At 50.5% G+C, this 24459-nt stretch carries 23 protein-coding genes; 21 read left to right on the top strand and 2 right to left on the bottom strand.

Annotated elements, in window-relative coordinates:
• The first annotated feature begins 13 nt into the window (after positions 1 to 13).
• From HMPREF9473_RS21385 to HMPREF9473_RS21360, 6 genes are all read left to right on the top strand, one after another.
• Entirely contained in the window at positions 14 to 574 is a 561-nt protein-coding gene (locus HMPREF9473_RS21385; RefSeq protein WP_242830876.1) for a hypothetical protein, read from the top strand.
• A complete protein-coding gene (locus HMPREF9473_RS26545) occupies positions 571 to 1116 on the top strand; it encodes a hypothetical protein (protein ID WP_006782300.1) in 546 nt (181 codons plus the stop codon). The genes HMPREF9473_RS21385 and HMPREF9473_RS26545 overlap by 4 nt, the downstream gene beginning before the upstream one ends.
• 99 nt (positions 1117 to 1215) lie before the next feature.
• Positions 1216 to 1815 carry a hypothetical protein gene (locus HMPREF9473_RS21375; protein ID WP_006782299.1) on the top strand — a complete coding sequence of 200 codons (600 nt, stop codon included), beginning with the start codon at positions 1216 to 1218 and terminating at the stop codon, positions 1813 to 1815.
• 16 nt (positions 1816 to 1831) lie between these two features.
• The gene (locus HMPREF9473_RS21370; RefSeq protein WP_006782298.1) at positions 1832 to 2509 is read left to right on the top strand and encodes a hypothetical protein; all 678 of its coding nucleotides are present in this window, start codon (positions 1832 to 1834) and stop codon (positions 2507 to 2509) included.
• Between the two features lie 54 nt (positions 2510 to 2563).
• The gene (locus HMPREF9473_RS21365) at positions 2564 to 3217 is read left to right on the top strand and encodes a hypothetical protein (protein ID WP_006782297.1); all 654 of its coding nucleotides are present in this window, start codon (positions 2564 to 2566) and stop codon (positions 3215 to 3217) included.
• A gap of 32 nt (positions 3218 to 3249) precedes the next feature.
• Positions 3250 to 3444 carry a helix-turn-helix domain-containing protein gene (locus tag HMPREF9473_RS21360; RefSeq protein WP_006778881.1) on the top strand — a complete coding sequence of 65 codons (195 nt, stop codon included), beginning with the start codon at positions 3250 to 3252 and terminating at the stop codon, positions 3442 to 3444.
• Between the two features lie 67 nt (positions 3445 to 3511).
• Here HMPREF9473_RS21360 and spoIIR read toward each other — a convergent pair whose 3' ends face one another.
• Positions 3512 to 4156, bottom strand: coding sequence for a stage II sporulation protein R (gene spoIIR, locus HMPREF9473_RS21355; RefSeq protein ID WP_006782296.1), 645 nt, complete (start codon positions 4154 to 4156; stop codon positions 3512 to 3514).
• A gap of 109 nt (positions 4157 to 4265) precedes the next feature.
• Between spoIIR and HMPREF9473_RS21350 the strand changes: the two genes are divergently transcribed.
• The 10 genes from HMPREF9473_RS21350 to HMPREF9473_RS21305 all read left to right on the top strand — a co-directional run bounded on the left by HMPREF9473_RS21350 (position 4266) and on the right by HMPREF9473_RS21305 (position 12326).
• Positions 4266 to 5321 (top strand): D-alanine--D-alanine ligase family protein, encoded by a 1056-nt coding sequence (locus HMPREF9473_RS21350; RefSeq protein WP_006782295.1) that lies wholly within the window; start codon positions 4266 to 4268, stop codon positions 5319 to 5321.
• On the top strand, positions 5321 to 6136 hold the full coding sequence (murI, locus tag HMPREF9473_RS21345) for a glutamate racemase (RefSeq protein WP_006782294.1): 816 nt from the start codon (positions 5321 to 5323) through the stop codon (positions 6134 to 6136). Before HMPREF9473_RS21350 ends, murI begins: the two co-directional genes overlap by 1 nt.
• Before the next feature lie 2 nt (positions 6137 to 6138).
• On the top strand, positions 6139 to 6585 hold the full coding sequence (locus HMPREF9473_RS21340) for a DUF1934 domain-containing protein (protein ID WP_006782293.1): 447 nt from the start codon (positions 6139 to 6141) through the stop codon (positions 6583 to 6585).
• A gap of 264 nt (positions 6586 to 6849) precedes the next feature.
• Positions 6850 to 7653, top strand: a complete 804-nt coding sequence (locus HMPREF9473_RS21335; protein WP_006782292.1) for a PTS mannose/fructose/sorbose/N-acetylgalactosamine transporter subunit IIC — start codon at positions 6850 to 6852, stop codon at positions 7651 to 7653.
• Entirely contained in the window at positions 7646 to 8461 is an 816-nt protein-coding gene (locus HMPREF9473_RS21330) for a PTS system mannose/fructose/sorbose family transporter subunit IID (RefSeq protein ID WP_006782291.1), read from the top strand. The genes HMPREF9473_RS21335 and HMPREF9473_RS21330 overlap by 8 nt, the downstream gene beginning before the upstream one ends.
• A 51-nt stretch (positions 8462 to 8512) precedes the next feature.
• Positions 8513 to 8953, top strand: a complete 441-nt coding sequence (gene agaF / locus HMPREF9473_RS21325; RefSeq protein WP_006782290.1) for a PTS galactosamine/N-acetylgalactosamine transporter subunit IIA — start codon at positions 8513 to 8515, stop codon at positions 8951 to 8953.
• A 65-nt stretch (positions 8954 to 9018) separates the two neighbouring features.
• Complete coding sequence (locus tag HMPREF9473_RS21320) at positions 9019 to 9492, top strand: PTS system mannose/fructose/N-acetylgalactosamine-transporter subunit IIB (protein WP_006782289.1); 474 nt, start codon at positions 9019 to 9021, stop codon at positions 9490 to 9492.
• A 56-nt stretch (positions 9493 to 9548) separates the two neighbouring features.
• Entirely contained in the window at positions 9549 to 10403 is an 855-nt protein-coding gene (locus tag HMPREF9473_RS21315; RefSeq protein ID WP_006782288.1) for a MurR/RpiR family transcriptional regulator, read from the top strand.
• A gap of 13 nt (positions 10404 to 10416) precedes the next feature.
• Positions 10417 to 11322: an N-acetylmuramic acid 6-phosphate etherase gene (gene murQ / locus HMPREF9473_RS21310; RefSeq protein ID WP_006782287.1), complete on the top strand. Its 906-nt coding sequence runs from the start codon at positions 10417 to 10419 to the stop codon at positions 11320 to 11322.
• Entirely contained in the window at positions 11319 to 12326 is a 1008-nt protein-coding gene (locus tag HMPREF9473_RS21305) for a serine hydrolase domain-containing protein (RefSeq protein WP_006782286.1), read from the top strand. The genes murQ and HMPREF9473_RS21305 overlap by 4 nt, the downstream gene beginning before the upstream one ends.
• Positions 12327 to 12369: 43 nt before the next feature.
• Here the strand turns inward: HMPREF9473_RS21305 and HMPREF9473_RS21300 are convergent, their stop codons facing one another.
• The gene (locus HMPREF9473_RS21300) at positions 12370 to 12849 is read right to left on the bottom strand and encodes a hypothetical protein (RefSeq protein WP_006782285.1); all 480 of its coding nucleotides are present in this window, start codon (positions 12847 to 12849) and stop codon (positions 12370 to 12372) included.
• 213 nt (positions 12850 to 13062) lie between these two features.
• Here HMPREF9473_RS21300 and HMPREF9473_RS21295 point away from each other — a divergent pair, with 213 nt between their 5' ends.
• The 5 genes from HMPREF9473_RS21295 to HMPREF9473_RS21275 all read left to right on the top strand — a co-directional run bounded on the left by HMPREF9473_RS21295 (position 13063) and on the right by HMPREF9473_RS21275 (position 24451).
• Positions 13063 to 16929 (top strand): DNA-directed RNA polymerase subunit beta, encoded by a 3867-nt coding sequence (locus tag HMPREF9473_RS21295; protein ID WP_034859938.1) that lies wholly within the window; start codon positions 13063 to 13065, stop codon positions 16927 to 16929.
• 54 nt (positions 16930 to 16983) lie between these two features.
• Entirely contained in the window at positions 16984 to 20637 is a 3654-nt protein-coding gene (gene rpoC, locus HMPREF9473_RS21290; protein WP_006782283.1) for a DNA-directed RNA polymerase subunit beta', read from the top strand.
• A gap of 216 nt (positions 20638 to 20853) precedes the next feature.
• Positions 20854 to 21930, top strand: coding sequence for a sugar ABC transporter substrate-binding protein (locus HMPREF9473_RS21285; RefSeq protein ID WP_006782282.1), 1077 nt, complete (start codon positions 20854 to 20856; stop codon positions 21928 to 21930).
• Between the two features lie 17 nt (positions 21931 to 21947).
• Entirely contained in the window at positions 21948 to 23462 is a 1515-nt protein-coding gene (locus HMPREF9473_RS21280; RefSeq protein WP_006782281.1) for a sugar ABC transporter ATP-binding protein, read from the top strand.
• Positions 23463 to 23464: 2 nt separating this feature from the next.
• On the top strand, positions 23465 to 24451 hold the full coding sequence (locus tag HMPREF9473_RS21275) for an ABC transporter permease (protein WP_006782280.1): 987 nt from the start codon (positions 23465 to 23467) through the stop codon (positions 24449 to 24451).
• Positions 24452 to 24459 lie beyond the last annotated feature (8 nt).

Here is a 24459-nt window from a genome sequence, read left to right as displayed (position 1 = left end):
GGCGGCAGGACAGATGAAAATACAAAAGAACAATCAAAAAACTTACCTTATCCAGAGCCGCCATCGCAGAAACAGATGGCTTTCGGCTATGACGGTAATTTTGTTTGCCGTACTCGGAGTAGTGGCAGCTGTGGCCTGCTATGGAGTCTCCATAACTATTCGGGCACAGCTTGATATCCGGCCGGAGAAATATGCAAAAAAGGGAAGTCTGACTCTGATGTCTGAAGAACCGAGAGAAGTAAAAGCCGGTGATTTTCGTGTGATGTTGAACCAGCTGCCCACCATGGAAGGGGGAAGTCGTGATTGCAACATCAAATTTGAGAACCCGGTGGAGAATCATTACAGTGCCAGAATCAGCCTGTACCTGGAAGAAAGCGGAAAGCTGATAGGCAGTACCACCCGCGTGGACCCGGGATATTATGTGGAAAGCATCCGGTTGAAGAAAAGTCTGCCAGTGGGAGAATATCCTGCCACCGTCAGAATTGAACTGTTTGACAACAAAACTCCAGCCGGTGAGATGTCTATTACCATCACTCTGCGTATTATCGAAAACCAGGAAGGAGAGACCGGATGAGTCAAAGACGAACACATACAAGCCATATGAATCTGCTTGTCATCCTCTTATCAGCTTTGTTTTGCCTGATGGTACTGGGGGCGGCCGGATATATTGTATCCACCCATACCCAGTCCGTCCAGGCTGCCCCGAAGCCCATTTCCTTGGAGGCTGAGGCGAATGTAAAAACCGGAACCCTGAACCAGGACCTGGAAAAACGCCAGCAGGAATTAAACCAGGTAGTGGAGGAAGGAAGGCTGGCCTTCTCCATCAATGCCACACCTTTCATGAAAAACGGGGCCTCCACCGCCAATCTCCTGATAGAGAACCCACTGGGCAATGGAAAGCGTTTCACTATCACCATCCAGAGAAATGACACCGGGGAGGTCATCTATCAATCTGGGTATCTGGACCCGGAGCAGTACATCGATGATGTTCCGCTGGATGTGGAGCTTCCAAAAGGGGAGTATTCCTGCACCGCCTATTTTGACGCTTACCGAATCAATGATAACACCTACATAGGAAGAGCGGGAGCCAAGATTACGCTGTATGTACTGGAGTAAATTAGTGTCAAAATAGAAAAGCAGAATAGAAGTAACATAAGCAGAAGCAACAGGAAGAAATAAAGAAGGGTTCAGAAACTGCAGGGAGGAGAAGCGGAAATGATAGAAGAAACAGAAATAAAAGAGAGCCGGGAGAACCGTGGCAGCCGCAGAGAAATTTTTGGCAGCAGTTCAAGAAAACGGAGATTTCGGGCAATGGCATTCATACTGCTTGCCATCTGCTGCACGGCAGGAGCCGCCGCAGGCGTCTGCTTAAGCCGCCAGCGGGCGGCCCCGGCATCCCGGCAGGGTCTGACCTATGAGGCTAACGTGGTATCTGGAGACATTCCGGGAAAGACAAGGGAGCAGCGTCAAAAGGAGTTAGACAGTGTGGTTGAGGAGGGCATGCTTGCCATGTCCATGAATGTGACTCCCTTCGGGAAAGTAACCGGAAAGGACTGCTCTGTCAACTGGATGATAGAAAATCCCTCTAATCAGGGAAAGCTAATCCGTGTGGAAGTCACCCTTGATGATACCGGGGAAAAGATATTTGAGACAGGAGCCATCCGCCCGGGAAATTATCTGGAATCCGGACCGCTGATGGCATCTCTTCCTGCCGGAGAATATAGCTGCACAGCTGTGTTCCTGGCCTATCAGGAAGAAAGCGAGAACTTAATCGGACAGGCGGCTGTCAAAATTAAACTGGTCTTACAAGAATGACGGGAGGGAAACGCATATGAACAGAAAACAGAAACAGGGAACATCCAGTACAATTGGAATCCGTGCCATAGTTCTGGCGTTTATCTTCAGTATGGTACAAAATGGAATGGTTTTGGCAGAGACGGAGATGGGAGATGTCACATTTCCCATTCAGGATTCAAGTGCGGAACAGAACTCGGTTCTTACTGGCAACATTAACGTAGAATTGTTATCCATCGCCCTGCCAGCCGGAGGATTGGAGTTTACGGTTGATACACAGGAGGAATTCAGACTGGACAATCCGGGTCTCCAGTTTGAGGACATGGACCTGCCAATTATCAACCGGTCCAAGGTACCCATCCAGGTAGAAGTTTCCCAGATAGCCGAAGTGACAGAGCGAGACCTGCGTTTTGAAGAAAAGTTCTCGGACCAGGAGAAGCAGTCCTTCCAGCTGGTAGACCAGATATCAAAAGTAGGCCCTATGGGAACGGCCATCCTGGTTCTGGGAGTCTCCGGACAGACATACGGCAGCGTCCAGGAATTTGAGCGGCAGGCATTTGTGCCAGGAAGAGCTGACAGTATTTTTATCACCAAAATCCCGGCGGAGGAGACCACACACTTAAGATTATACGGAAAGGTGGCCCCGGACTTTTATGGAAAATACCAATTCACCGTCCGCCCCACCTTGAAAATCAGTGCAGTCAGAGCGCAGTAGCGCCGGCTGATTGATATAAAGCAGTAAAAAAAGAAAAGGATTAGGAGGAATTACATGATGAGAAGAGGGAAAAGAGCAGCAGCGTTAGTGGTGGCCATCGGTATGGCAGTGAGCGGAACTATGGCAGTTTATGCAGCAGATGCCCCCGCTACGACAGGAAGCACCACAATCACAGGAACCATTAAGATTACAAGTATTCAGGTAGTGGTGCCTATATCGGCCGCATTTGACATTGATCCCAATGTGAAGGTAACAGAAGGGGCGGCGGTAGTGACAAGCAATGATGAGAGTAATACAAATCAAATCATAACACAGGCCAGTGATTATGCAATTGAAAATACATCAAAAGTTCCCTTGGTGGTCAGCGTAACCGGCATAGCAACAAAGAATAAAACTGGAGGAACTGAAGGAGCCCCAACTTTGGTAAATACAATGGGAGGACTGACTGGAAAAAATGTGATGTTTGCAGTCAGAAAAGCAGGGGAGTCTATAAACTATCCTGGAGCGAGTTCTGATACTACCGGTGTGTGGATGACAACTGAAACCGTAAAAGAAGGCAGCCCCTATAATATGGCAAAAAATGCGGATGACAATATCATTGCAGCGGGAGCAAAGTTTACAATGACTCTGTTTGGAGCAACTGGTAATGGTTGGAGCAATGGAGACAGCTTCCAAGTAATTCCCACATTTACCATAGCTCTGAAGTAAAAAATATCACACTAAATAAGGAGGAACTATATATGGCAACAAGAATCCCATGCACCCCATTCGGAAAAAAGATGAAAATCGCAATGGTAGAGCAGGACATCCCCCAGCAGGAACTGGCCAAACGCTTAGGTATCGCCAATTCCACGGTCAGCGATATTATATATGGAAGGAACCAGTGCGAGCGAACGAAAGAACGCATCGCCGAAACACTAGGAATTAAAGGATAAGATAGCAACAAACAAGGCAGGATATCCCCGGCGCAAGCCGCCGGGGATATCCTGCCCGATCTCTAATCTACTTTTTCTCAATCATATCCTTCATCACATCCAGCATTTTAAAATGCACCTCAACCTGTAACCTCTCATTCCGGTTATCCAGAATCGCCAGATACTCCTCCTGCGTCAGCACATTCCGCAGCAACTCCTTGGACGTTTCCGGCACCACCCCATAAGAGGCATTTACAAAGCACAGCTGCGGATACAGCACGCACCACCAGTTCCGTCCCCGCCCGCTTCCAATCACCACCTCGGCCGCATCATAATTTCCACATGGCAATACCACATCCCCGTAAGCCTTTGTGGGGAAATAACAGTTTGTCAGCGCCACAGCCACCGGATAATCATACCCGGCCTGTTTCATGTAAGTTTCCGCAGTCTGCTCCAAATCAGACTGATGTTCCTTAATATAAGTACAGGTTTCCTCTTTCCCCGCGTCCGCAGGCAGACCCTTGTTAATCGTATCAATCAGAAGGGATTTCACTTCCAGCTTCAATTTCTGGTCCTCATTGGAGTTGCTGTTGGCCAGCACGTGGAATCGCAGGATCTCGGGCGATATTTTAGCGGCCATGTTCTCATCCTGCTGCTGAATCCATACCATAGTAAGTAGGAATGCCAGCAGAAGACAGCTGATGGAGAGGACCAGTTCTTTCCTATGATTCATCAAGAACTTCTCCTTTTTCAATGGTTTCTAATTGTAATTATAACCAGGTGTGCTATAATTAAACGCAGATGCAAAAATCAGACAGAATGAAATGGTAAGGAGAGAGAACATGAAAGAAACAATCGCAGTGTTGTTTGGCGGCCAGTCATCGGAGCATATTGTCTCCTGTATGTCGGCGGCCAATGTTATCGACCATATAGATAAAGAAAAATATAATCTGCTGCTGATCGGAATCACCGAGGAAGGCCATTGGCTGAAGACGGATTCCGTGGAAGATATCCGTTCCGGAGCCTGGAGAGAGGGGCGTGTGGAAGCCGTCCTGTCCCCGGATGCCACGGAGAAATGCGTCCTGGTGATGGACGGAAGCGGTGTGCAGAGAATAAAAGTAGATGTGGTGTTCCCGGTGCTTCACGGTTTATACGGAGAGGACGGAACCGTCCAGGGGCTCTTAGAATTGGCGAAGATTCCCTATGTAGGCTGCGGCGTCCTGGCGTCGGCGGTAGCCATGGATAAGCTGTACACCAAGATTATCGTGGATGATCTGGGCATCCGCCAGGCGGCCTATGTGGCGGTGATGAAGGATGACTTGACCGATATGGACAGCGTGGTATCCAAGGTGGAATCCCGTTTCCCATATCCCGTATTTGTGAAGCCGTCCAATGCCGGCTCCTCCAGAGGCGTGAGCAAGGCGGAGAACCGGGAGGGCCTGACAGCGGCTTTGGAAGAAGCCGTGAAGCATGACAGAAAGATACTGGTGGAAGAGATGATCGTTGGCCACGAGATTGAGTGCGCCGTATTTGGCGGCGGCAAAACTGAGGTATCGGCCAGCGGCGTGGGAGAGATTCTGGCGGCGGCTGATTTCTACGACTTTGACGCTAAGTATTTTAACGAGGAATCCAGGACCGTGGTGGACCCGGAGCTGCCGGAGGGAGCCGCAGAGCGGGTGCGTCAGGCGGCCATGGCCATCTTCAAAGCCATCGACGGCTACGGCATTTCCCGCGTGGACTTCTTTGTGAAGGAGGACGGGGAAGTGGTATTCAACGAGATTAACACCATGCCGGGCTTTACCGCCATCAGCATGTATCCGATGCTGTGGGAGGCGAGAGGCATCAGCAAGCGTGAGCTGGTGGATAATCTGATTACCCATGCAAAGGAGCGGATGTAATGGACAGAAATGCACCGATAGGAGTATTTGATTCCGGTGTCGGGGGATTGACGGTAGCCAGAGAGATTATGCGGCAAATGCCGGAGGAACGGCTGGTTTACTTCGGTGATACGGCCAGACTTCCCTACGGAAGCAAATCCCAGGAAACCGTCATCCACTTTTCCAGACAGATTCTCCGATTCCTGGAATCCCGGGGAGTGAAGGCCATCGTCATCGCCTGCAACACGGCCAGTGCCTACGCTTTGGAGACCGTGGAGAAAGAGGTGGACATTCCGGTTATCGGAGTTGTCAACGCCGGGGCCAGAACCGCGGTGAACGCCACCCGCAACGGCAAGATTGGCGTGATAGGAACCGAGGGAACCATCAGCAGCGGCATTTATACCGAGGTGATGCGGAAAATGAAGCCGGACATCGAGGTGACCGGCAAGTCCTGCCCCTTACTGGTACCGCTGGTGGAAGAAGGACTGCTTCATGACTCCGTGACGGATGAGATTGCATCCAGATATTTAAGCGTGTTAAAGGGGCGATATATCGACACTCTGGTGCTTGGCTGCACCCACTATCCCCTGCTTCGCTCCACGCTGGGACGGTTGATGGGAAGTGAAGTCACCCTGGTGAATCCGGCCTATGAGACGGCCATCGAGTTGAAACAGCTGCTGAAGGAGCGGCAGATGGACTGTATCCCGCAGGACGCTGCCGGAGAAAAATACCAGTTTTATGTCAGTGATTTGGCGGAGAAATTTACCGCGTTTGCCACCTCCATACTGCCAAATGAAGTGAAGGAAACCAAGAAGATTAATATCGAGGAGTATTAGGAATGACCAAAGAAGTGCTCATTAGTATCAGTGGAATACAGATGTCGGGAGAGGAAGAGAACGATATCGAGATGGTTACCATCGGGGATTATTATAGAAAGAACGGAAAGCATTATATCATCTATGATGAGATACCTGAGGGAGAGACAGAGGTAATCAAAAATACCATCAAGGTGGGGCCGGATGTTATGGATATCATCAAGAAGGGCTCGGTAAGCACCCACATGACCTTCAAAAAGAATGAGAGAAATTCAACCTGCTATGCCACCACCATGGGGGATTTGATGATTGGCATCTGCACCAACCAGGTGCAGGTGGAGGAGAATGACGACTTGCTCCGGGTAGCGGTGGAGTATTCCCTTGATATCAATTATGAGCATGTGTCCGAGTGCAATATCATGCTGTCCGTGCAGCCGAAGGGCTCCATGAATTTTCATCTGCAATCCTGATAGAAACCTTATCAATGATAAGAAAGACGGAACGTCAAAATGACTGGCGTTACCGTCTTTTTTTCATGTACATGAGATTCGTATGATATCGAAACTAAATTTCATTACATAAACAATAAAAAATAAAATAACTATTGTAATATCGTTACATTTGTGATATTATACAAATATAAGCGCTTATCTTAAAAAAACTATACGTCTTGCCATGAGAATCACGGCGCAAGGGTATGAAAAAATGTCTGATTTGTGAAAAGGAGGCAATTTATGCAGGAAATTTCTGTACTGGTTATTCTGTTATTGTTGGTTTACACCATATTTGCAGTGATTGACCAGATATCAATTCAGTGTGGTCTCTACACACCATTGTTTGCGGCAACATTTACAGGACTCTTACTGGGGGATTTACAGACAGGTCTGATTATCGGTGCAACCTTACAGCTGATGACGCTGGGTGTTGCTACATACGGAGGCGCTACGGTGCCGGATTACCTGTCAGGAGCGATTATGGGAACGGCTTACGCCATCATTTCCGGCCAGGGGGCGGAATATGGTATTGGTCTTGCAATCCCGATTGGTCTTCTGTTGACACAGATGGATATTCTGGGAAGAATGAGCAACTCTTTCTTCCAGCATTACGCGGACCGCTGTGCGGAGAAGGGTGACTGGCGCGGCGTTGAGAAGGCCAACCTGCTGGGGCTGATTCCATGGGAACTGTCCCGTCTGATTCCGGTAGCGCTGGGATTGATCTTCGGGCAGGCAGTGGTAGAAGGTGTGAACGCGATTATTCCTGCATGGTTCATGACAGGATTAAAGACCGCAGGCGCCATCCTCCCGGCTATGGGTATGGCGATTCTGATGCGTTACCTTCCTATTAAGAAATATTGGCCATACTTTGTTATCGGCTTTGTATTAATCGCATTTGGCGGCGGCAGCTATACGGTAATGGCGGCAGCCCTGGTAGGTCTGGCTCTGGCAGGACTTCATCTGACAAGAACGAAAGACAGAGTGGCTGCGACAGCAGACGGCGCGTCCTATATCGATGATGAGGAGGTAGAGATTGATGGCTAAATTAACAAAACAGGATATCAACAAAGTATACTTCCGCAACTTATTTACTCTGCAGTTCGGTTGGAACTATGAAAAGATGCAGGGCCTTGGATATGCTTACGTGATTATGCCGGCGTTAAAACGCCTTTACGGGGATGACCCGGATAAAATGAAAAAAGCTCTGAAGATGCATCTGGCATACTTCAATACCACACCGGCTATGTCCCATCTGATTACCGGCGCCGATATGGCTCTGGAGGAGGAGATTGGCATTGAGTCCGAAGAAGTGGTTATGGGTATCAAGACCGGTCTGATGGGACCGTTCGCCGGAGTGGGCGATACGCTGTTTATCGCTATCTACCGCGCAATTGTGTTCTCCATCGCGGCTTACATTGCGCTGGAAGGCAATCCGGTGGGACTTCTGGTTCCGTTGATTGCATGTGCCGGAGTCTTATGGGTTCGCTATAAATTTACAACCGTTGGTTACAATTCCGGGCGGAAGCTGGCAACTGGGTTTGCAGACAAGATTGCACCTATCACGGAAGCGGCCAGTATTTTGGGCCTGACGGTAGTGGGCGCGTTGATTCCGTCCGTTATCAAGTACAATACGGATTTACAATTTACATTTAATGAGGTAACATTTACTTTACAGGAAATGTTAGACAAGATTCTTCCGTGCATGCTGCCGTTAGGCATTGTAATGCTTTCCTACTGGCTGCTGGGCAAGAAGAAAATTGACTCTACCAAGTTGATATTTATTCTGATTGGTCTGGGAATGATTCTCGGCAACCTTCAGAGCATGCTGACATTTGTGGCAGGATTGTTTTAAATAAGGCGGGGACTTTGAGTTCCCTGGTGTTCAAGTGGAAAGAGGTATGATATGATAGGAATAATCGTTACAGGACATGGATTTTTCGCCACCGGAATCACAAGCGCGTTAAAGCTTCTGGTGGGGGAGCCGGAGCAGTTTGAGGCGGTGGATTTTGAGCCGGAGGATTCCATAGATATGCTGACAGACAAACTGAAGGCGGCTGTGGAGCGGTTAAAGGACTGTGAAGGAATCCTGCTTCTGACGGACCTTCGCGGCGGTTCTCCCTACAATGTGGCTTCCCGTCTGTGCATGTCAGGGAAGGAAGGGATGGAAGTCCTTGCGGGAACCAATCTGCCCATGCTGATTGAGGTTTATATGACACGGGGCATGGCGGCGGATGTGGTGGCGCTGGCGGATACGGCATTGAAGGCCGGAAGCAGCCAGGTGCTCCGCTTTGAGAGGGCGGCCGCATTCATGCCGGATGATGACGACGAGATTGAGATGGATTAAGGAAGATTGGTTTGATACCGATTAGAGGATAGCGCGGGATAGCGCATAAAACAGGAGGTGCTGATATGGCAATCGTACATGCAAGAGTAGATGAGAGACTGATTCATGGCCAGGTCGCTATGGTATGGACCAACACGGTAGGCGCTACCCGCATTATCGTGGTCAACGATGAGGCGGTGAAGGACGAGATGATTATCGCCGGGTTGAAGATGGCGAAGCCGGCCGGCGTGAAGCTGTCCATTCTGTCCAAGAAACGGGCGGTGGAGAAGTTTGCTGAGAAGACTTATGAGGATGATAAAGTATTCTTAATCACCAAAAATGTAGGTGATATGGCAGAGCTGGTAAAGGCGGGCCTTCCGGTTCCGGCGGTCAACGTGGGAAATGTAGCCAAGCGGGAGGGCTCCAGACCGATTAAGAAGTCTGTGAATCTGACAGAGCAGGACATCGCGGATGTAAAAGGGCTGATTGAGTCCGGTATACCGGTGACGGCCCAGATGATTCCCAACGAGTCGGACCAGACCATACTGAATTATTTATAACACAGGAACACAATAAAAGACTATAAACGCGTAGACAGAATGAAAGGGGAAACTTCATGGACAATATTAAGCTGGCAATCAGGGAGAAATACAATCAGATGAGCAAAGGGGAGAAATGCATTTCTGATTTTGTGCTGTCCAATGTGACAGACTGCCTGAGCATGACGGCCGTGGATATTGCCAAAAAGAGCGGGGTTTCCTCTGCTTCTGTCATCCGGTATGTGCAGAAGCTGGGATACGACGGGCTGGAAGGGTTCAAGTTAGCCCTGGCGGCCGCCAATTCCCAGGACAATGAGTGGAAGATGGTGGACCCCATCATTTCCACGGATGACAGCCTGGATGAGCTGGTAGACAAATTCGGGGTTCTGATTGACGGAGCCATGAAGGATTTTTTCTATCAGCTGGACAAGGATGCGCTGCAGGAAGCCATTGATGTGATAAAACATGCGAGAAGAATCTGCCTGATGGGCATCGGGGCGTCCATGCTGCCGGCCTATGATTTATTTCACAAGCTGAAACGAGCGGACTTTAATGCCAGCTACTATTTTGATGTGAATATGCAGGTGGAGTTTTTCAACTACATCGACGAGCGCGATGTGATTATCGCGTTTTCTTACAGCGGCCAGTCCCAGGAGATTTTGTATCCCTGCCGTATCGCGAAGGAAATGAAATCAAAGGTCATCGCCGTGACCAGAAACCGGGAGTCAGCCCTTCAGCAGATTGCGGATATCTGCCTGACGGTTCCCGACAAGGAGGCGGTGATGAGAATCGGTGCCTTTACCTCCCTTCACACGTCGATTATGATGGGGGACCTTCTGTATCTTGGCGTGATTCAGGAAGACTTAGAGCAGATTGAGGTGGAACTCATCAAGACGAGAAAGCTGGTAGAGGGACTTAAAACAGGACTTTAGGAGGGGAGCATATATGGTAAATATTGATGGCCTGACGACTGAGACAGTCAATGAAGCCACAAAAAATATCGACGAGCTGGATTCCCTTGGAATCGTGACGCTTATCAACAATGAGGACAAAAAGGTGGCGCTGGCGGTGGAGAAGGAACTTCCAAATATCGCCAGGGCGGTGGACGAGATTGCGGCCAGATTCAAACGTGGCGGGCGGATTATCTACTGCGGAGCCGGTTCTTCGGGACGTATGGGAACGCTGGACGCGGTGGAACTGACGCCCACTTACAGTGTGTCGCCTGACCGGGCCTTTGGCCTGCTGGCCGGCGGGGAGACCGCCATGTACAAGGCAGTGGAAGGCGCCGAGGACTCCAAAGAGCTGGCACTGGAAGACTTAAAGGGAGTTCAGATTACCAAAGACGACTGTATCATCGGCATTGCGGCCAGCGGGCGTACTCCGTACACCATATCGGCCCTGGAATATGCCAATGAGGTGGGAGCGCTCAGTATTTCCATCACCTGCAACGGGGAGAGCGAGATGGCAAAGATTGCGGACATCTCCATCGCGCCGGTTGTGGGAGCGGAGGCAGTCAGCGGCTCCACCCGCATGAAGGCGGGAACGGCGCAGAAGATGGTAGTCAACATGCTGTCCACAGCCACCATGATTCGTCTGGGCAAAGTGTACCACAACTATATGGTGCAGGTGCAGCCCACCAACGAGAAGCTGGTGGTCCGTGCCACCAAGATGATTGCCCAGATTACCGGCGTGGAGGAGGACAAAGCGCTGGCGGCTCTTGAGTCAGCCGGGCTCAACGTGCCGGAAGCGATTATCATGCTGGAGGGCAGCTGTGACAGAGAGACGGCCAGAAAAGCACTGGACCAGGCCGACGGCCAGGTCAGAAAGGCAATTGAGATTATTAAAAAATGAGACGTGCAGAACATCAGATTCATGGAATCATCAATGAGTTGATAGAACGCCGTATTTTGTGGGGAGCTTCTTACTCTTTCCTTTCAGGGGAGGGGCAGAAGCTCTTTTACAAAGGCGTACAGGGGGCCATGGAGCCCTATTCCGACAGGAAAATACTTCCGGGAATGTACTACGACCTGGCATCCTTAAGCAAAGTGGTGGGGACAACCACCCGCGTCCTCCAGCTGGTGGAGGATGGCCGGGTGAAACTGGAGACGCCGGTCTGTGAGATACTGCCAAGATTTTGCTATCCGGAGATAACCGTGGGCAATCTTTTGCTGCATGACAGCGGGCTGATGGCGGAGCTTTTGCACAGAGAAAGTCTGACAAAAGAAAATATTCTGGAGCGGCTGTATGAGACGCCCACCGTGAGACCTGCCGGAACCGGTTTTCTCTATTCCGATACCGGCTTTATTCTGTTGGGACTTCTGGTGCAGAAGTTAGACGGCGTGCTGCTGGAAGAGAGCTTTCGGACCCACATTTTCTCGCCCATGCATATGACAGAGACTTCCTATATAATAAATGGCAAGGCAGAGGAATGGTACATCCCCACAGAATGCACCGCCGCCCGCGGCTGTATCCACGGGGAGGTCCACGACGGAAAAGCTTATCTGCTGAGCCAGAACCACATTCAAAGCGGCAGTGCCGGTCTCTTCTCTACCCTGGAGGACATGACCCTTTTCGCCAGAGGATATCTGGACAGGAGCCCGCGCCTCTTTGGCGGGGAAGTCTACCGGCAGCTGTTAACGACGACCAGCTTCGGCAGAACCTACGGCTGGAGCAAGGAATACGGAGCCAGTACGCTCTACCACACCGGCTTCTCCGGCACCTCCATGCTGCTGGACATGGAGACAGGCCGCGGTTTCGTACTCCTCACCAACCGGATTCATCCCACCAGGGACAACCCGGAGTTTTTGGAGGCCAGGAAAGAGATGAATCGGATCTTTATGGAACCGGAAGCATAAAAAAAGCAGGGGACCAATCTTGGTTTCCCTGCTTTTCAATCATTTATTTCTTATCAGCTTTTGCTTTATCGCTCTTGGACTTGTCCTTCTTAAACCTTGCGAAAAAGCCTTTCTTCTTCGGAGCTGCCGGTACGGCGCCGCCGCGGATGCTCTTAATCTCCGTTATGTAGAGACCGCTGACAACCACCTTCGCCTCTGTCTTCACCGGAAGGGCCGCGAATACCTTCTCGTCGGCCATCAGTGTCATCACCTTTGGTCCAACCTTGGCTTTAACAACCGGAACCTTGGCCCAGCGCATGTACTTGGGTGTCTGCTCGTAGACCATCTTGGGAAGATTCGCTTCTTTAATCTTCATCTTTTTTTTATCAATGACCAGCATGGATACGGTCTGTGCCGCTGCCTCCAATGCCGCCTGCTGCTCAACCTGCCGCTTCTCCAGCTTCCTGCCGAGAAAATATAAAACGACTAAAATGACCGCCACTACGACAAGAATTACTAATAATACGTTTAAAAATGTGCTCACGTGGTAATACCTCCAATAGTCCTTATGCGCAGGCAGAGCCTACGAAAACAAGTATACCATTTTTTCATGGAAAGTGCAAGCAAAAAATCCTTGACACCTTGACATCGCTATGATAAGATGGAATGTGCACTATTGTGGCATCATGTGCTTTTACGGCACTTTTATGCCCAAAAATAGCATAGAAATGATAAAGAAAACAGGGGTGAAACGTCAATGGAGAAAAGCAGAATGCGTCCCGTAAAAGCCGGGAAGAGCGTAAGAATGAGCTACTCAAGACAGAAAGAAGTGCTTGAGATGCCAAACCTGATAGAGATTCAAAAAGACTCCTATCAGTGGTTCCTTGATGAGGGATTAAAAGAAGTTTTTGAAGACATCTCTCCGATCGCTGACTTCGCAGGGCACTTGAGCTTGGAATTTACCGACTTTACATTATGCAAAGACGACATCAAGTATACAATCGAGGAATGCAAGGAACGCGATGCAACTTACGCAGCACCTTTAAAAGTAAAGGTACGACTTTGCAACAAAGACAAAGACGAGATTAACGAGCATGAAATCTTCATGGGCGATCTTCCGCTTATGACAGATACGGGCTCTTTCGTCATCAACGGCGCAGAGCGAGTAATTGTCAGCCAGTTAGTACGTTCCCCAGGTATATATTATGGTATTGGACATGATAAGATTGGTAAGGAGCTGTACACATGTACCGTCATCCCCAACAGGGGTGCATGGCTGGAGTATGAGACCGATTCCAACGACATCTTTTATGTCCGTGTAGACAGAACACGTAAGGTTCCGGTCACTGTGTTAATCCGTGCCCTCGGCTACGGTACCAACGCAGAGATTATTGATTTGTTTGGCGAGGAGCCAAAATTATTAGCCAGCTTTGGTAAGGATATCTCCGACAATTACCAGGATGGTTTATTAGAGTTATATAAGAAGATTCGTCCAGGTGAGCCTTTATCCGTTGATAGTGCAGAGAGCTTGTTAAACAGTATGTTCTTCGACCCGAGAAGATACGATTTGGCAAAAGTAGGCAGATACAAATTTAATAAGAAACTTCATTTCAAGAACCGCATCACCGGACATGTTCTGGTTGAGGACGTTATCGACGTTTCCACCGGAGAGATTCTGGCGGCTGCGGGTACCACCGTGGATAAGGAGCTGGCGACAGCCATCCAGAACGCGGCGGTTCCATATGTGTGGATTCAGGGCATCGAGCGCAACGTGAAGGTGCTGTCCAACATGATGGTAGACTTGAGGTCTTATGTGAACTTCGAGCCCTCCGAGGCTGGTGTTACGGAATTAGTATTCTACCCGGTGCTGGAATCTATCCTGGCAGAAGCTGGTGAAACGGAAGAAGAGTTAAAGACAGCGATCCGCAAGAACTTAAGTGAGCTGGTGCCAAAGCACATCACCAAGGAGGATATTCTGGCTTCTATCAACTACAACATGCATCTGGAAGAGGATATCGGAACCTCCGATGACATCGACCATTTAGGCAACCGTAGAATCCGTGCGGTTGGCGAGCTGTTACAGAACCAGTACCGTATCGGTCTGTCCCGTATGGAGCGTGTGGTTCGTGAGCGTATGACCACCCAGGATATGGATGGCATCACACCGCAGTCCCTGATCAACATCAAGCCGGTGACCGCGGCGGTCAAGGAGTTCTTCGGAAGCTCCCAGCTGTCCCAGTTCATGGACCAGAACAACCCTCTGGCAGAGCTGACCCACAAGAGACGTTTATCCGCCCTGGGCCCAGGCGGTCTGTCAAGAGACCGTGCCGGATTCGAGGTTCGAGATGTACACTACACCCATTACGGACGTATGTGCCCGATCGAGACTCCTGAGGGACCCAACATCGGTCTGATTAACTCTCTGGCGACCTACGCGAGAGTCAACGAGTACGGCTTTATTGAGGCGCCTTACCGCATAGTCGATAAGACGGACCCCAACAACCCGGTTGTCACGGACGAGGTGGTTTATTTAACCGCTGACGAGGAGGACAATTTCGTGGTTGCCCAGGCGAATGAGCTGCTGGACGAAGACGGACATTTCGTACACAACAACGTATCCGGACGTTTCCGCGAGGAGACTTCCGAGTTTATGAGAAAGAACATTGATTTGATGGACGTTTCCCCGAAGATGGTATTCTCCGTGGCGACCTCCATGATTCCTTTCCTGGAAAATGATGACGCCAACCGTGCGCTGATGGGTTCCAACATGCAGCGTCAGGCCGTTCCGCTTCTGATGACGGAAGCTCCGGTGGTTGGTACCGGTATGGAAGCCAAAGCTGCGGTTGACTCCGGTGTCTGCCAGCTGGCGAGAAATGCAGGCGTGGTGGAGCGCTCCGCTTCCAACGAGATTATCATCAAGAGAGACTCTGACGGCAACAAAGATGTTTATCATCTGACTAAGTTCAAGAGAAGCAACCAGAGTAACTGTTACAACCAGAAGCCAATCGTGTTCAAGGGTGACCATGTGGAGGCCGGCGAGGTGATTGCCGACGGTCCGTCCACCCAGAATGGTGAGATTGCCTTAGGCAAGAACCCGCTGATCGGATTCATGACCTGGGAGGGTTACAACTACGAGGATGCGGTACTCCTTAGCGAGCGTCTGGTACAGGAGGATGTCTATACTTCCGTTCATATCGAGGAGTACGAGGCGGAAGCCCGTGACACCAAGCTGGGGCCGGAGGAGATTACCCGCGACGTTCCAGGTGTCGGTGAAGACGCTCTGAAGGATTTGGATGAGAGAGGTATCATCCGTATCGGCGCTGAGGTTCGTGCCGGTGACATCCTGGTGGGCAAGGTGACTCCGAAGGGAGAGACCGAGCTGACTGCGGAGGAGAGACTGCTTCGTGCTATCTTTGGCGAGAAGGCCAGAGAGGTGCGTGATACTTCCCTGAAAGTGCCTCACGGCGCTTACGGCATCATTGTGGATGCCAAAGTATTTACAAGAGAAAATGGCGACGAGTTGTCACCTGGCGTGAACCAGACTGTCCGCATCTACATTGCCCAGAAGAGAAAAATCTCCGTGGGTGACAAGATGGCCGGCCGTCATGGTAACAAGGGTGTTGTGTCCCGTGTGCTTCCGGTAGAGGATATGCCGTTCCTTCCGAATGGCCGTCCGCTTGATATCGTGTTAAACCCACTGGGCGTGCCTTCCCGTATGAACATCGGTCAGGTGCTTGAGATTCACTTGAGTCTTGCAGCCAAAGCTCTTGGATTCAACATCGCGACTCCTGTCTTTGACGGAGCCAACGAGATTGACATCATGGATACCCTGGATGTGGCAAATGACTATGTCAACTCATCCTGGGAAGAGTTCCAGGAGAAATACAAAGATACTCTGAAACCGGAAGTGATTGAGTTCCTGGGCGAGAATCTGGAGCACAGAGAACTGTGGAAGGGTGTTCCGCTGAGCCGTGATGGTAAGGTGAGACTCCGCGACGGTAGAACCGGCGAGTATTTCGACAGCCCGGTTACCATCGGACACATGCATTACCTGAAACTCCATCATCTGGTTGACGATAAGATTCATGCCCGTTCCACAGGCCCATATTCACTGGTAACACAGCAGCCTCTGGGTGGTAAAGCCCAGTTCGGCGGACAGCGTTTCGGTGAGATGGAGGTTTGGGCGCTGGAGGCTTATGGCGCTTCCTACACGCTGCAGGAGATTCTGACGGTGAAGTCGGATGATGTTGTGGGTCGTGTGAAGACATACGAGGCGATTATCAAGGGTGAGAACATCCCTGAGCCAGGTATTCCTGAGTCCTTCAAAGTACTGTTAAAAGAGCTTCAGTCCTTAGGTCTCGATGTGAGAGTTTTAAAAGACGACAACACCGAGGTGGAGATGACAGAGAGCATTGATTACGGTGATACCGATCTGCGCTCCATCATCGAAGGCGACAGACGCTACAACAGAGAAGAAGAGCCTCTTGGCGAATTCGGATATCAGCGTCAGGAATTCAAGGGTGACGAACTGGTTGCCGTGGAAGCAGAGAGTGAGGAAGAGGATATCGAAGACGATTTGGATTTCGTGGAAGATGAGTTGGACTCTTCTGATGATGATGAATAAGGTTAAGTCCCCTCTCATGATTTTGGGGGAATAGAATAGAAGGGAGTATCACTGATGCCTGAGACGAACGAAACTTATCAGCCAATGACATTTGACGCTATTAAGATTGGCCTGGCCTCTCCTGAGAAGATTCTGGAGTGGTCTCACGGGGAAGTTAAGAAGCCGGAGACCATCAATTACAGGACTTTGAAACCGGAGAAGGATGGTCTGTTCTGTGAAAGAATCTTTGGACCCAGCAAGGACTGGGAGTGTCATTGTGGTAAATATAAAAAAATCAGATACAAAGGCGTGATCTGTGACCGCTGTGGCGTTGAGGTGACCAAGGCCAGTGTCCGTAGAGAGCGTACAGGACATATCCAGCTGGCTGCGCCGGTATCCCATATCTGGTATTTCAAGGGGATTCCCAGCCGTATGGGTCTGATTCTCGATATCTCTCCGAGAACACTGGAGAAGGTATTGTACTTCGCTTCCTATATTGTACTGGATGCCGGTGACACCGGACTTCAGTACAAGCAGGTGCTGTCTGAGAAGGAGTACCGGGAAGAGATTGACAAGTACGGCTACGGTACATTCCGTGTTGGAATGGGAGCCGAGGCGATTCAGGAGCTATTGCAGGCCATTGATCTGGAGAAGGATTCTGAGGAGTTGAGAAAAGCCCTGAAGGAGTCCACCGGCCAGAAGCGTGCTAGAATCATCAAGAGACTGGAAGTCGTTGAGGCGTTCCGCAACTCCGGCAATAAGCCTGAGTGGATGATTATGACCGTGATTCCGGTGATTCCGCCGGATATCCGTCCTATGGTTCAGCTGGACGGCGGCCGTTTTGCAACCTCTGACTTAAATGACTTATATAGAAGAATTATCAACCGTAACAACCGTCTGGCCCGTCTGCTGGAACTGGGCGCGCCGGATATCATCGTCCGCAACGAGAAGCGTATGCTTCAGGAGGCGGTTGATGCCTTAATCGACAACGGCAGACGTGGAAGACCGGTTACCGGACCTGGCAACCGTGCATTGAAATCCCTGTCTGACATGTTAAAGGGTAAACAGGGACGTTTCCGTCAGAACCTGTTAGGAAAACGTGTGGATTATTCCGGACGTTCCGTTATCGTCGTGGGACCGGAACTGAAGATTTACCAGTGTGGCCTTCCGAAGGAGATGGCGATCGAGCTGTTCAAACCTTTCGTGATGAAGGAGCTGGTTTCCAACGGAACCGCTCACAACATCAAGAATGCCAAGAAGATGGTGGAGAGACTTCAGTCTGAGGTCTGGGATGTGCTGGAAGAGGTAATCAAAGAGCATCCGGTGATGTTAAACCGTGCTCCTACTCTGCACAGACTTGGTATCCAGGCGTTCGAGCCGATTCTGGTAGAGGGTAAGGCCATCAAGCTGCATCCTCTGGTATGTACCGCGTTTAACGCCGACTTCGACGGCGACCAGATGGCGGTTCATCTGCCACTGTCCGTAGAGGCCCAGGCAGAGTGCCGGTTCCTGCTGTTATCTCCGAACAACCTGCTGAAACCTTCCGATGGCGGCCCTGTAGCCGTGCCATCCCAGGATATGGTTCTGGGTATCTACTACCTGACCCAGGAGAGACCTGGCGCCAAGGGCGAGGGCATGATATTCAAGAGTGTCAATGAGGCAATTCTGGCTTATGAGAATGGGGCGACAACCCTTCATTCCAAGATTAAGGCCAGAGTGCAGAAGACCATGCCGGACGGAACAGTGAAGAGCGGTATCATCGAGTCTACCGTGGGACGTTTTATCTTTAATGAGATTATTCCGCAGGATTTGGGCTTTGTGGACAGAAGCATTCCAGGCAACGAGCTTCTGCTTGAGGTTGATTTCCATGTAGGTAAGAAACAGTGTAAGCAGATTCTGGAGAAGGTTATCAATGTTCATGGCGCAAGCCAGACCGCTGAGACGCTGGATGATATCAAGGCCATCGGCTATAAGTACTCCACAAAAGCGGCTATGACCGTATCCATCTCCGATATGACGGTGCCTGAGAGCAAGCCGCAGCTGATTGCGGATGCCCAGGAGACGGTTGACAGAATCGCCAAGAACTTCCGCCGTGGTCTGATTACGGAGGAAGAGCGTTACAAAGAGGTAATTGAGACATGGAAGAACACCGATGACCAGCTGACCCATGATTTGTTGACCGGACTTGATAAGTACAACAACATTTTCATGATGGCTGACTCCGGTGCCCGTGGTTCCGATAAACAGATTAAACAGCTGGCAGGAATGCGTGGATTGATGGCCGATACAACCGGCCACACCATCGAACTTCCGATTAAGTCCAACTTCCGTGAGGGTCTTGATGTACTGGAGTACTTCATTTCCGCTCATGGCGCCCGTAAAGGACTTTCCGATACGGCGCTTCGTACCGCCGACTCCGGTTACCTGACGAGACGTCTGGTTGACGTTTCCCAGGATTTGATTATCCGTGAGGTGGACTGCTGTGAGGGCAAGGATATTCCATTTATGGAAATCAAGGCGTTCATGGACGGCCAGGAGACGATTGAGAGTCTGGAAGAGAGACTGACAGGCAGATATATCGCCGAGACCATCGTTGACCCGGATACGGGAGAGGTGGTCGTGAAGGCAAACCATATGTGTACTCCGAAGCGTGCGGCGGCCGTTATGAAGGTGCTGAACAAGCTGGGACGCGACTCTGTGAAGATTCGTACTGTCCTTAGCTGTAAGTCCCATATCGGTGTGTGTGCCAAGTGCTACGGCGCCAACATGGCGACCGGCCAGGCCGTTCAGGTTGGTGAGGCGGTTGGTATCATTGCAGCCCAGTCCATCGGTGAGCCAGGTACCCAGCTGACCATGCGTACCTTCCATACCGGCGGTGTTGCCGGTGGCGATATCACACAGGGTCTTCCCCGTGTGGAGGAGCTTTTCGAGGCGCGTAAGCCAAAGGGTCTTGCCATCATTGCCGAGTTCGGCGGTGTTGTGAATATCAAGGATACCAAGAAGAAGCGCGAGATTGTGGTGACGGACAACGAGACTGGCAACTCCAAGACTTACCTGATTCCTTACGGTTCCAGAATCAAGGTGACGGAAGGTCAGGTGCTGGAGGCCGGTGACGAGCTGACCGAAGGTAGTGTAAATCCACACGATATCCTGAAAATCAAGGGTGTCCGCGCGGTTCAGGATTACATGATTCAGGAAGTTCAGCGTGTTTACCGCCTTCAGGGTGTTGAGATCAATGATAAGCATATCGAAGTCATTGTGAGACAGATGTTAAAGAAGATTAAGATCGAGGAGAGTGGAGACAGCGATGTACTGCCAGGTGTTTCCATGGACGTTCTGGATTACAACGATATGAACGAGGCGCTGATTGCAGAGGGCAAGGAGCCAGCAGAGGGCAAGCAGGTAATGCTTGGTATCACCAAAGCTTCCTTAGCAACCGATTCCTTCTTATCCGCCGCATCCTTCCAGGAGACCACCAAGGTTCTGACCGAGGCCGCCATCAACGGCAAGGTAGATAACCTGATTGGACTGAAGGAAAATGTTATCATCGGTAAACTGATTCCGGCCGGTACCGGTATGAAGAGATACCGCAACGTGAAGCTGGATACGGACATCACCATGGAGGACGAGATTTTATTCTCCGACGAGGATGAGGTGATTCTTCCGGAAGAGCAGATGATGGAAGCGGAAGAAGTGCTGGATTTTGATGACACCAGTGATGAGATGTGATGAGTTAGAGAGACAGGACCTGACTGTGAGATAACAGATAAAAAGAGATGTTCGAGAAATCGAATGTCTCTTTTTTTATGCTTTGTGGTGACATTTGTAAAATAGTACAAAAAATATATAAAAACAGGTTGACAATTATACACTTTTATAATAGAGTATATGTAAACAGTTTTATAAAAGATGTTTATAAAACTACATATCAAAGGAGGAAGGTTTATGAAACGCAGGAACGTAATAGCAGTGGCAATGACGGCGGCATTGATGATGGGGACACTGGCAGGATGCAGTATGGATGGGAACGGCAGCAAGACGGAGACAGGAAAGACGGAGGTATCTCAGACAGATACCAGCGCAGAGGGAACCGACAAGAGCCAGACATCTGAGCAATCCAAGGATGAGGGGGAGAAGGCGCTTATTGGTTACAGTCTGAACTCCATGGACAGCACCATGAAGGTGATGGCGGATTATTTTGAACAGACAGCCATTGAGATGGGATGGGAACCGGTAGTACAGAATGCCAACGGCGATGTGAGTACGGAGCTTAACAATGTGGAATCTCTGATTAACATGGGGTGTAAGGCAATCGTGATTATGGGCTGCGATACGGAAGGCTCCGCGGCTTCGGTTCAGGCCGGAGCGAAGGCGGGTGTACCGGTAATCGTCTGTGGCCGCTCCATTAACACGGATGAGAATGATTATTATACCTATGTGGCTGGTGATCATCATCTGGCCGGTGAGGTGCAGGGGCGGTTCGTCAATGATTACCTGAAAGCCAATCCGGACAAAACGCTGGAAATGGCATTTATTTACGGCCAGTCCGGCTCTGCCAGTGTGGCGGCCAGGTATGCCGGATTTGAGGATACCTGTTTAAAAGGCGAATATGCGGACCGTGTGAATCTGTTAGCTTCCCAGTATGCGGAGTTTGATGCGGAGAAAGCCTACAACATCACCACCGATATGCTGACCACCTATCCGGAGCTGAACTGTTTTGTCACACAGACTGACGACCAGGCTGGTGGAATCATAAACGCGATCAAGGCGCAGAATCGACCGATTGAGGATTATTTGATTGTATCCATCGACTGTTCAGCTACGGGACAGACTTATCTGGAGAGTGGGGAGCTGGACGCGACCGTGCTAATGGCCATGCGCCAGCTGGCGGTGACAGCAGCGGATTATGTACAGAAGTCCATGGATGGGGAGACTGTGGAGAAGGCCAACAGTGTGCCGGATTATTATCAGCTGGCCACACCGGATAATTACAAAGAGGTGCTGAAAGCAAACGGCATGTGACATGTGGAGATGATGGAATGAAGATTTTAGAAGCGAAGGGAATCAATAAGAATTTTTATTCGACACACGCGCTGAGCAATGTTGATTTTGATTTGGAAGCGGGTGAGGTGCTGGCCCTGGCAGGGGAAAATGGTGCGGGGAAGTCCACGCTGATGAATATTCTGCTTGGAATTCACAAGCCCACCAGTGGCAGTATGCAGCTGGATGGAAAGCCTTACACGCCGAAGAATCCTCATGATGCGTTACAGCAGGGGATATCCATGATACACCAGGAATTGCGGCTGGTTCCCAGCATGACGGTTGCCGACAATGTGTGGATTGGGCGGGTAAAGGAGTTTTCCACCGGAGGGCTCTATTTCCCGGAACGGTGTGTGGAAGCTACGAAGAAGCTGTTTGAGGAGTATGGGATAACCTTAAATCCCAGGGAGACAGTAAAGAATTTGAGTGTCGCCCAGATGCAGATGGTGGAGATTGCCAGAGCAATCTCCTACCGCTCCAGAATTGTAATCATGGATGAGCCAACCAGTGCCTTGTCTGACAAGGAGGTCTCGGTTCTCTACAAGATTATCCGCCACTTGGCAAAAGAGGGAACCGCCATCGTGTTTATCAGTCACAAACTGGAGGAAGTGTTCGAGGTGGCCGACAGGGTGACCATCTTCCGGGATGGCCAGAAAATAAGCACCAGGAAGGTCAGCGAGATTACCATGGACGATTTAATTGACGGGATTGCGGGGAGAAAGGTGGAAAATCTCTATCCCAAGCTGGACATCCCGGCCGGCGATGTAGTGCTGGATGTGAAAAATATCAGCAGAACCGGCGTGTTTGAGAATGTCAGTTTCCAGGTTCGGGCTGGTGAGATACTGGGATTTGCGGGCCTGGTCGGCTCCGGGCGGACTGAGATTATGAACGGCATTTACGGAATCGACCCGGTAAACTCTGGGGAAATCTGTCTGGAGGGGAAGCGGATTCAAAATAAAACGCCCAGGCAGGCGTTGAATAACGGTGTGGCCATGGTGACGGAGGACCGTCTGCGGCGCGGCGTGGTAGCCAAGATGGACGTCAAGATGAATATGACGCTGGCATATTTTTACAAGGTGTGCAAAGCCTCGTTTATCAACACCAGGAAGGAAAATGAGGACGCAAAAAACATGGTTCAGAGTCTCCATGTGAAAACCGCCGGCATCCACATGCCAATCTGGTCACTGTCCGGCGGAAACCAGCAGAAGGTGATGGTGGGGCGGGCATTGCTCACAAGCCCCAAGGTGCTAATCCTGGATGAGCCGACCCGCGGCGTGGATGTGGGTGCAAAAAGTGAAATTTATGATTACTGCAATCAGCTGGCGAAACAGGGGATGGCGATTATTCTGATATCCAGCGATTTGCCGGAAGTGATGGGCATGAGTGACCGTATGCTGGTGGTGAGGGAGGGAAAGATTGTAGGCCGTCATAACCGGGGAACGGTGACGGCTGAGCAGGTCATGGGCGAGATGTTTGGTTTGACAGACCATAAGGATATGGAGGATGAGGAGTAGTTATGGATACAAAAGCGCAAAAAAGATTTTCCAAGGATGATGTTCTGGTATTTTTCTTAAAGAACCGCTCGCTGCTGCTGGTGCTGGTTTTCAGCACGCTGCTGACTATTTTCACAAATACATTTCTGACGCAGAACAATCTGATGAGCCTTGCCAGACAGATCAGCGCCAATGCCATCATCGGCGTCGGCTACACCCTGCTTCTGGCGTCGGACAGTGTGGATTTGTCGGCCGGGTATATGATGTGTATGATTGGCATTATTTCCGGACTTCTGTCCCAAGCGGGACTGCCGTTTCCGGTGATTTTGATTCTCTGTATTCTGGTGGGAGTGGCCTGTGGGGCCTGGAACGCGACGATTGAGAACAAATTCAAGCTGCCGCCGTTTCTGGTGACGCTGGCGATGCAACAGGTGTTCCGCGGGTGCCTGATGCTGCTGTCCAACGGCTCTCCTATCGGGGATTTGAATAAGGGGATTCTGTTTATGGGACAGGGCTACATCGGTCCTATCCCCACACCGGTTGTGCTGATGCTGAGTTTCATCGCGGTGGGAGCGCTGATTTTCAGCCGGACCCAGTTCGGCCGCAATGTGATTGCAGTGGGTGGAAACCCGGAGGCGGCCAGGGTGTCGGGAATCGACGTGGGCAGAACCAGGGTGCTGGTGAATATGGTTTTGGGCGCCACCATTGCCGTGACGGCTCTGGTATCCTGCGGACGTGTGGCATCGGCCCAGACAACGCTGGGAGGCGACACGGTCATGGATATCATCGCGGCGGTTGTCATCGGAGGAACTCCTATGGGAGGCGGTTCCGGAACCGTGGTTGGAACCTTCTTCGGCTGCCTGGTTATCGGTCTTATCAGCAACGGACTGAATCTTCTCAGGGTCAGCAGCTACTGGCAGATGGTTTCAAAAGGAGTCATCATTCTGGTGGCAGTAATTCTGGATGTGTACAGCGAGAAAATATATGAGCGTATGAGAAATAAAGAATAGTGGGAGAA

Origin of the sequence: Hungatella hathewayi WAL-18680, from assembly GCF_000235505.1 — a bacterium.
In the GTDB taxonomy this organism is placed as follows: domain Bacteria; phylum Bacillota; class Clostridia; order Lachnospirales; family Lachnospiraceae; genus Hungatella_A; species Hungatella_A hathewayi_A.
This window is presented reverse-complemented; position numbering and strand designations above follow the sequence as displayed.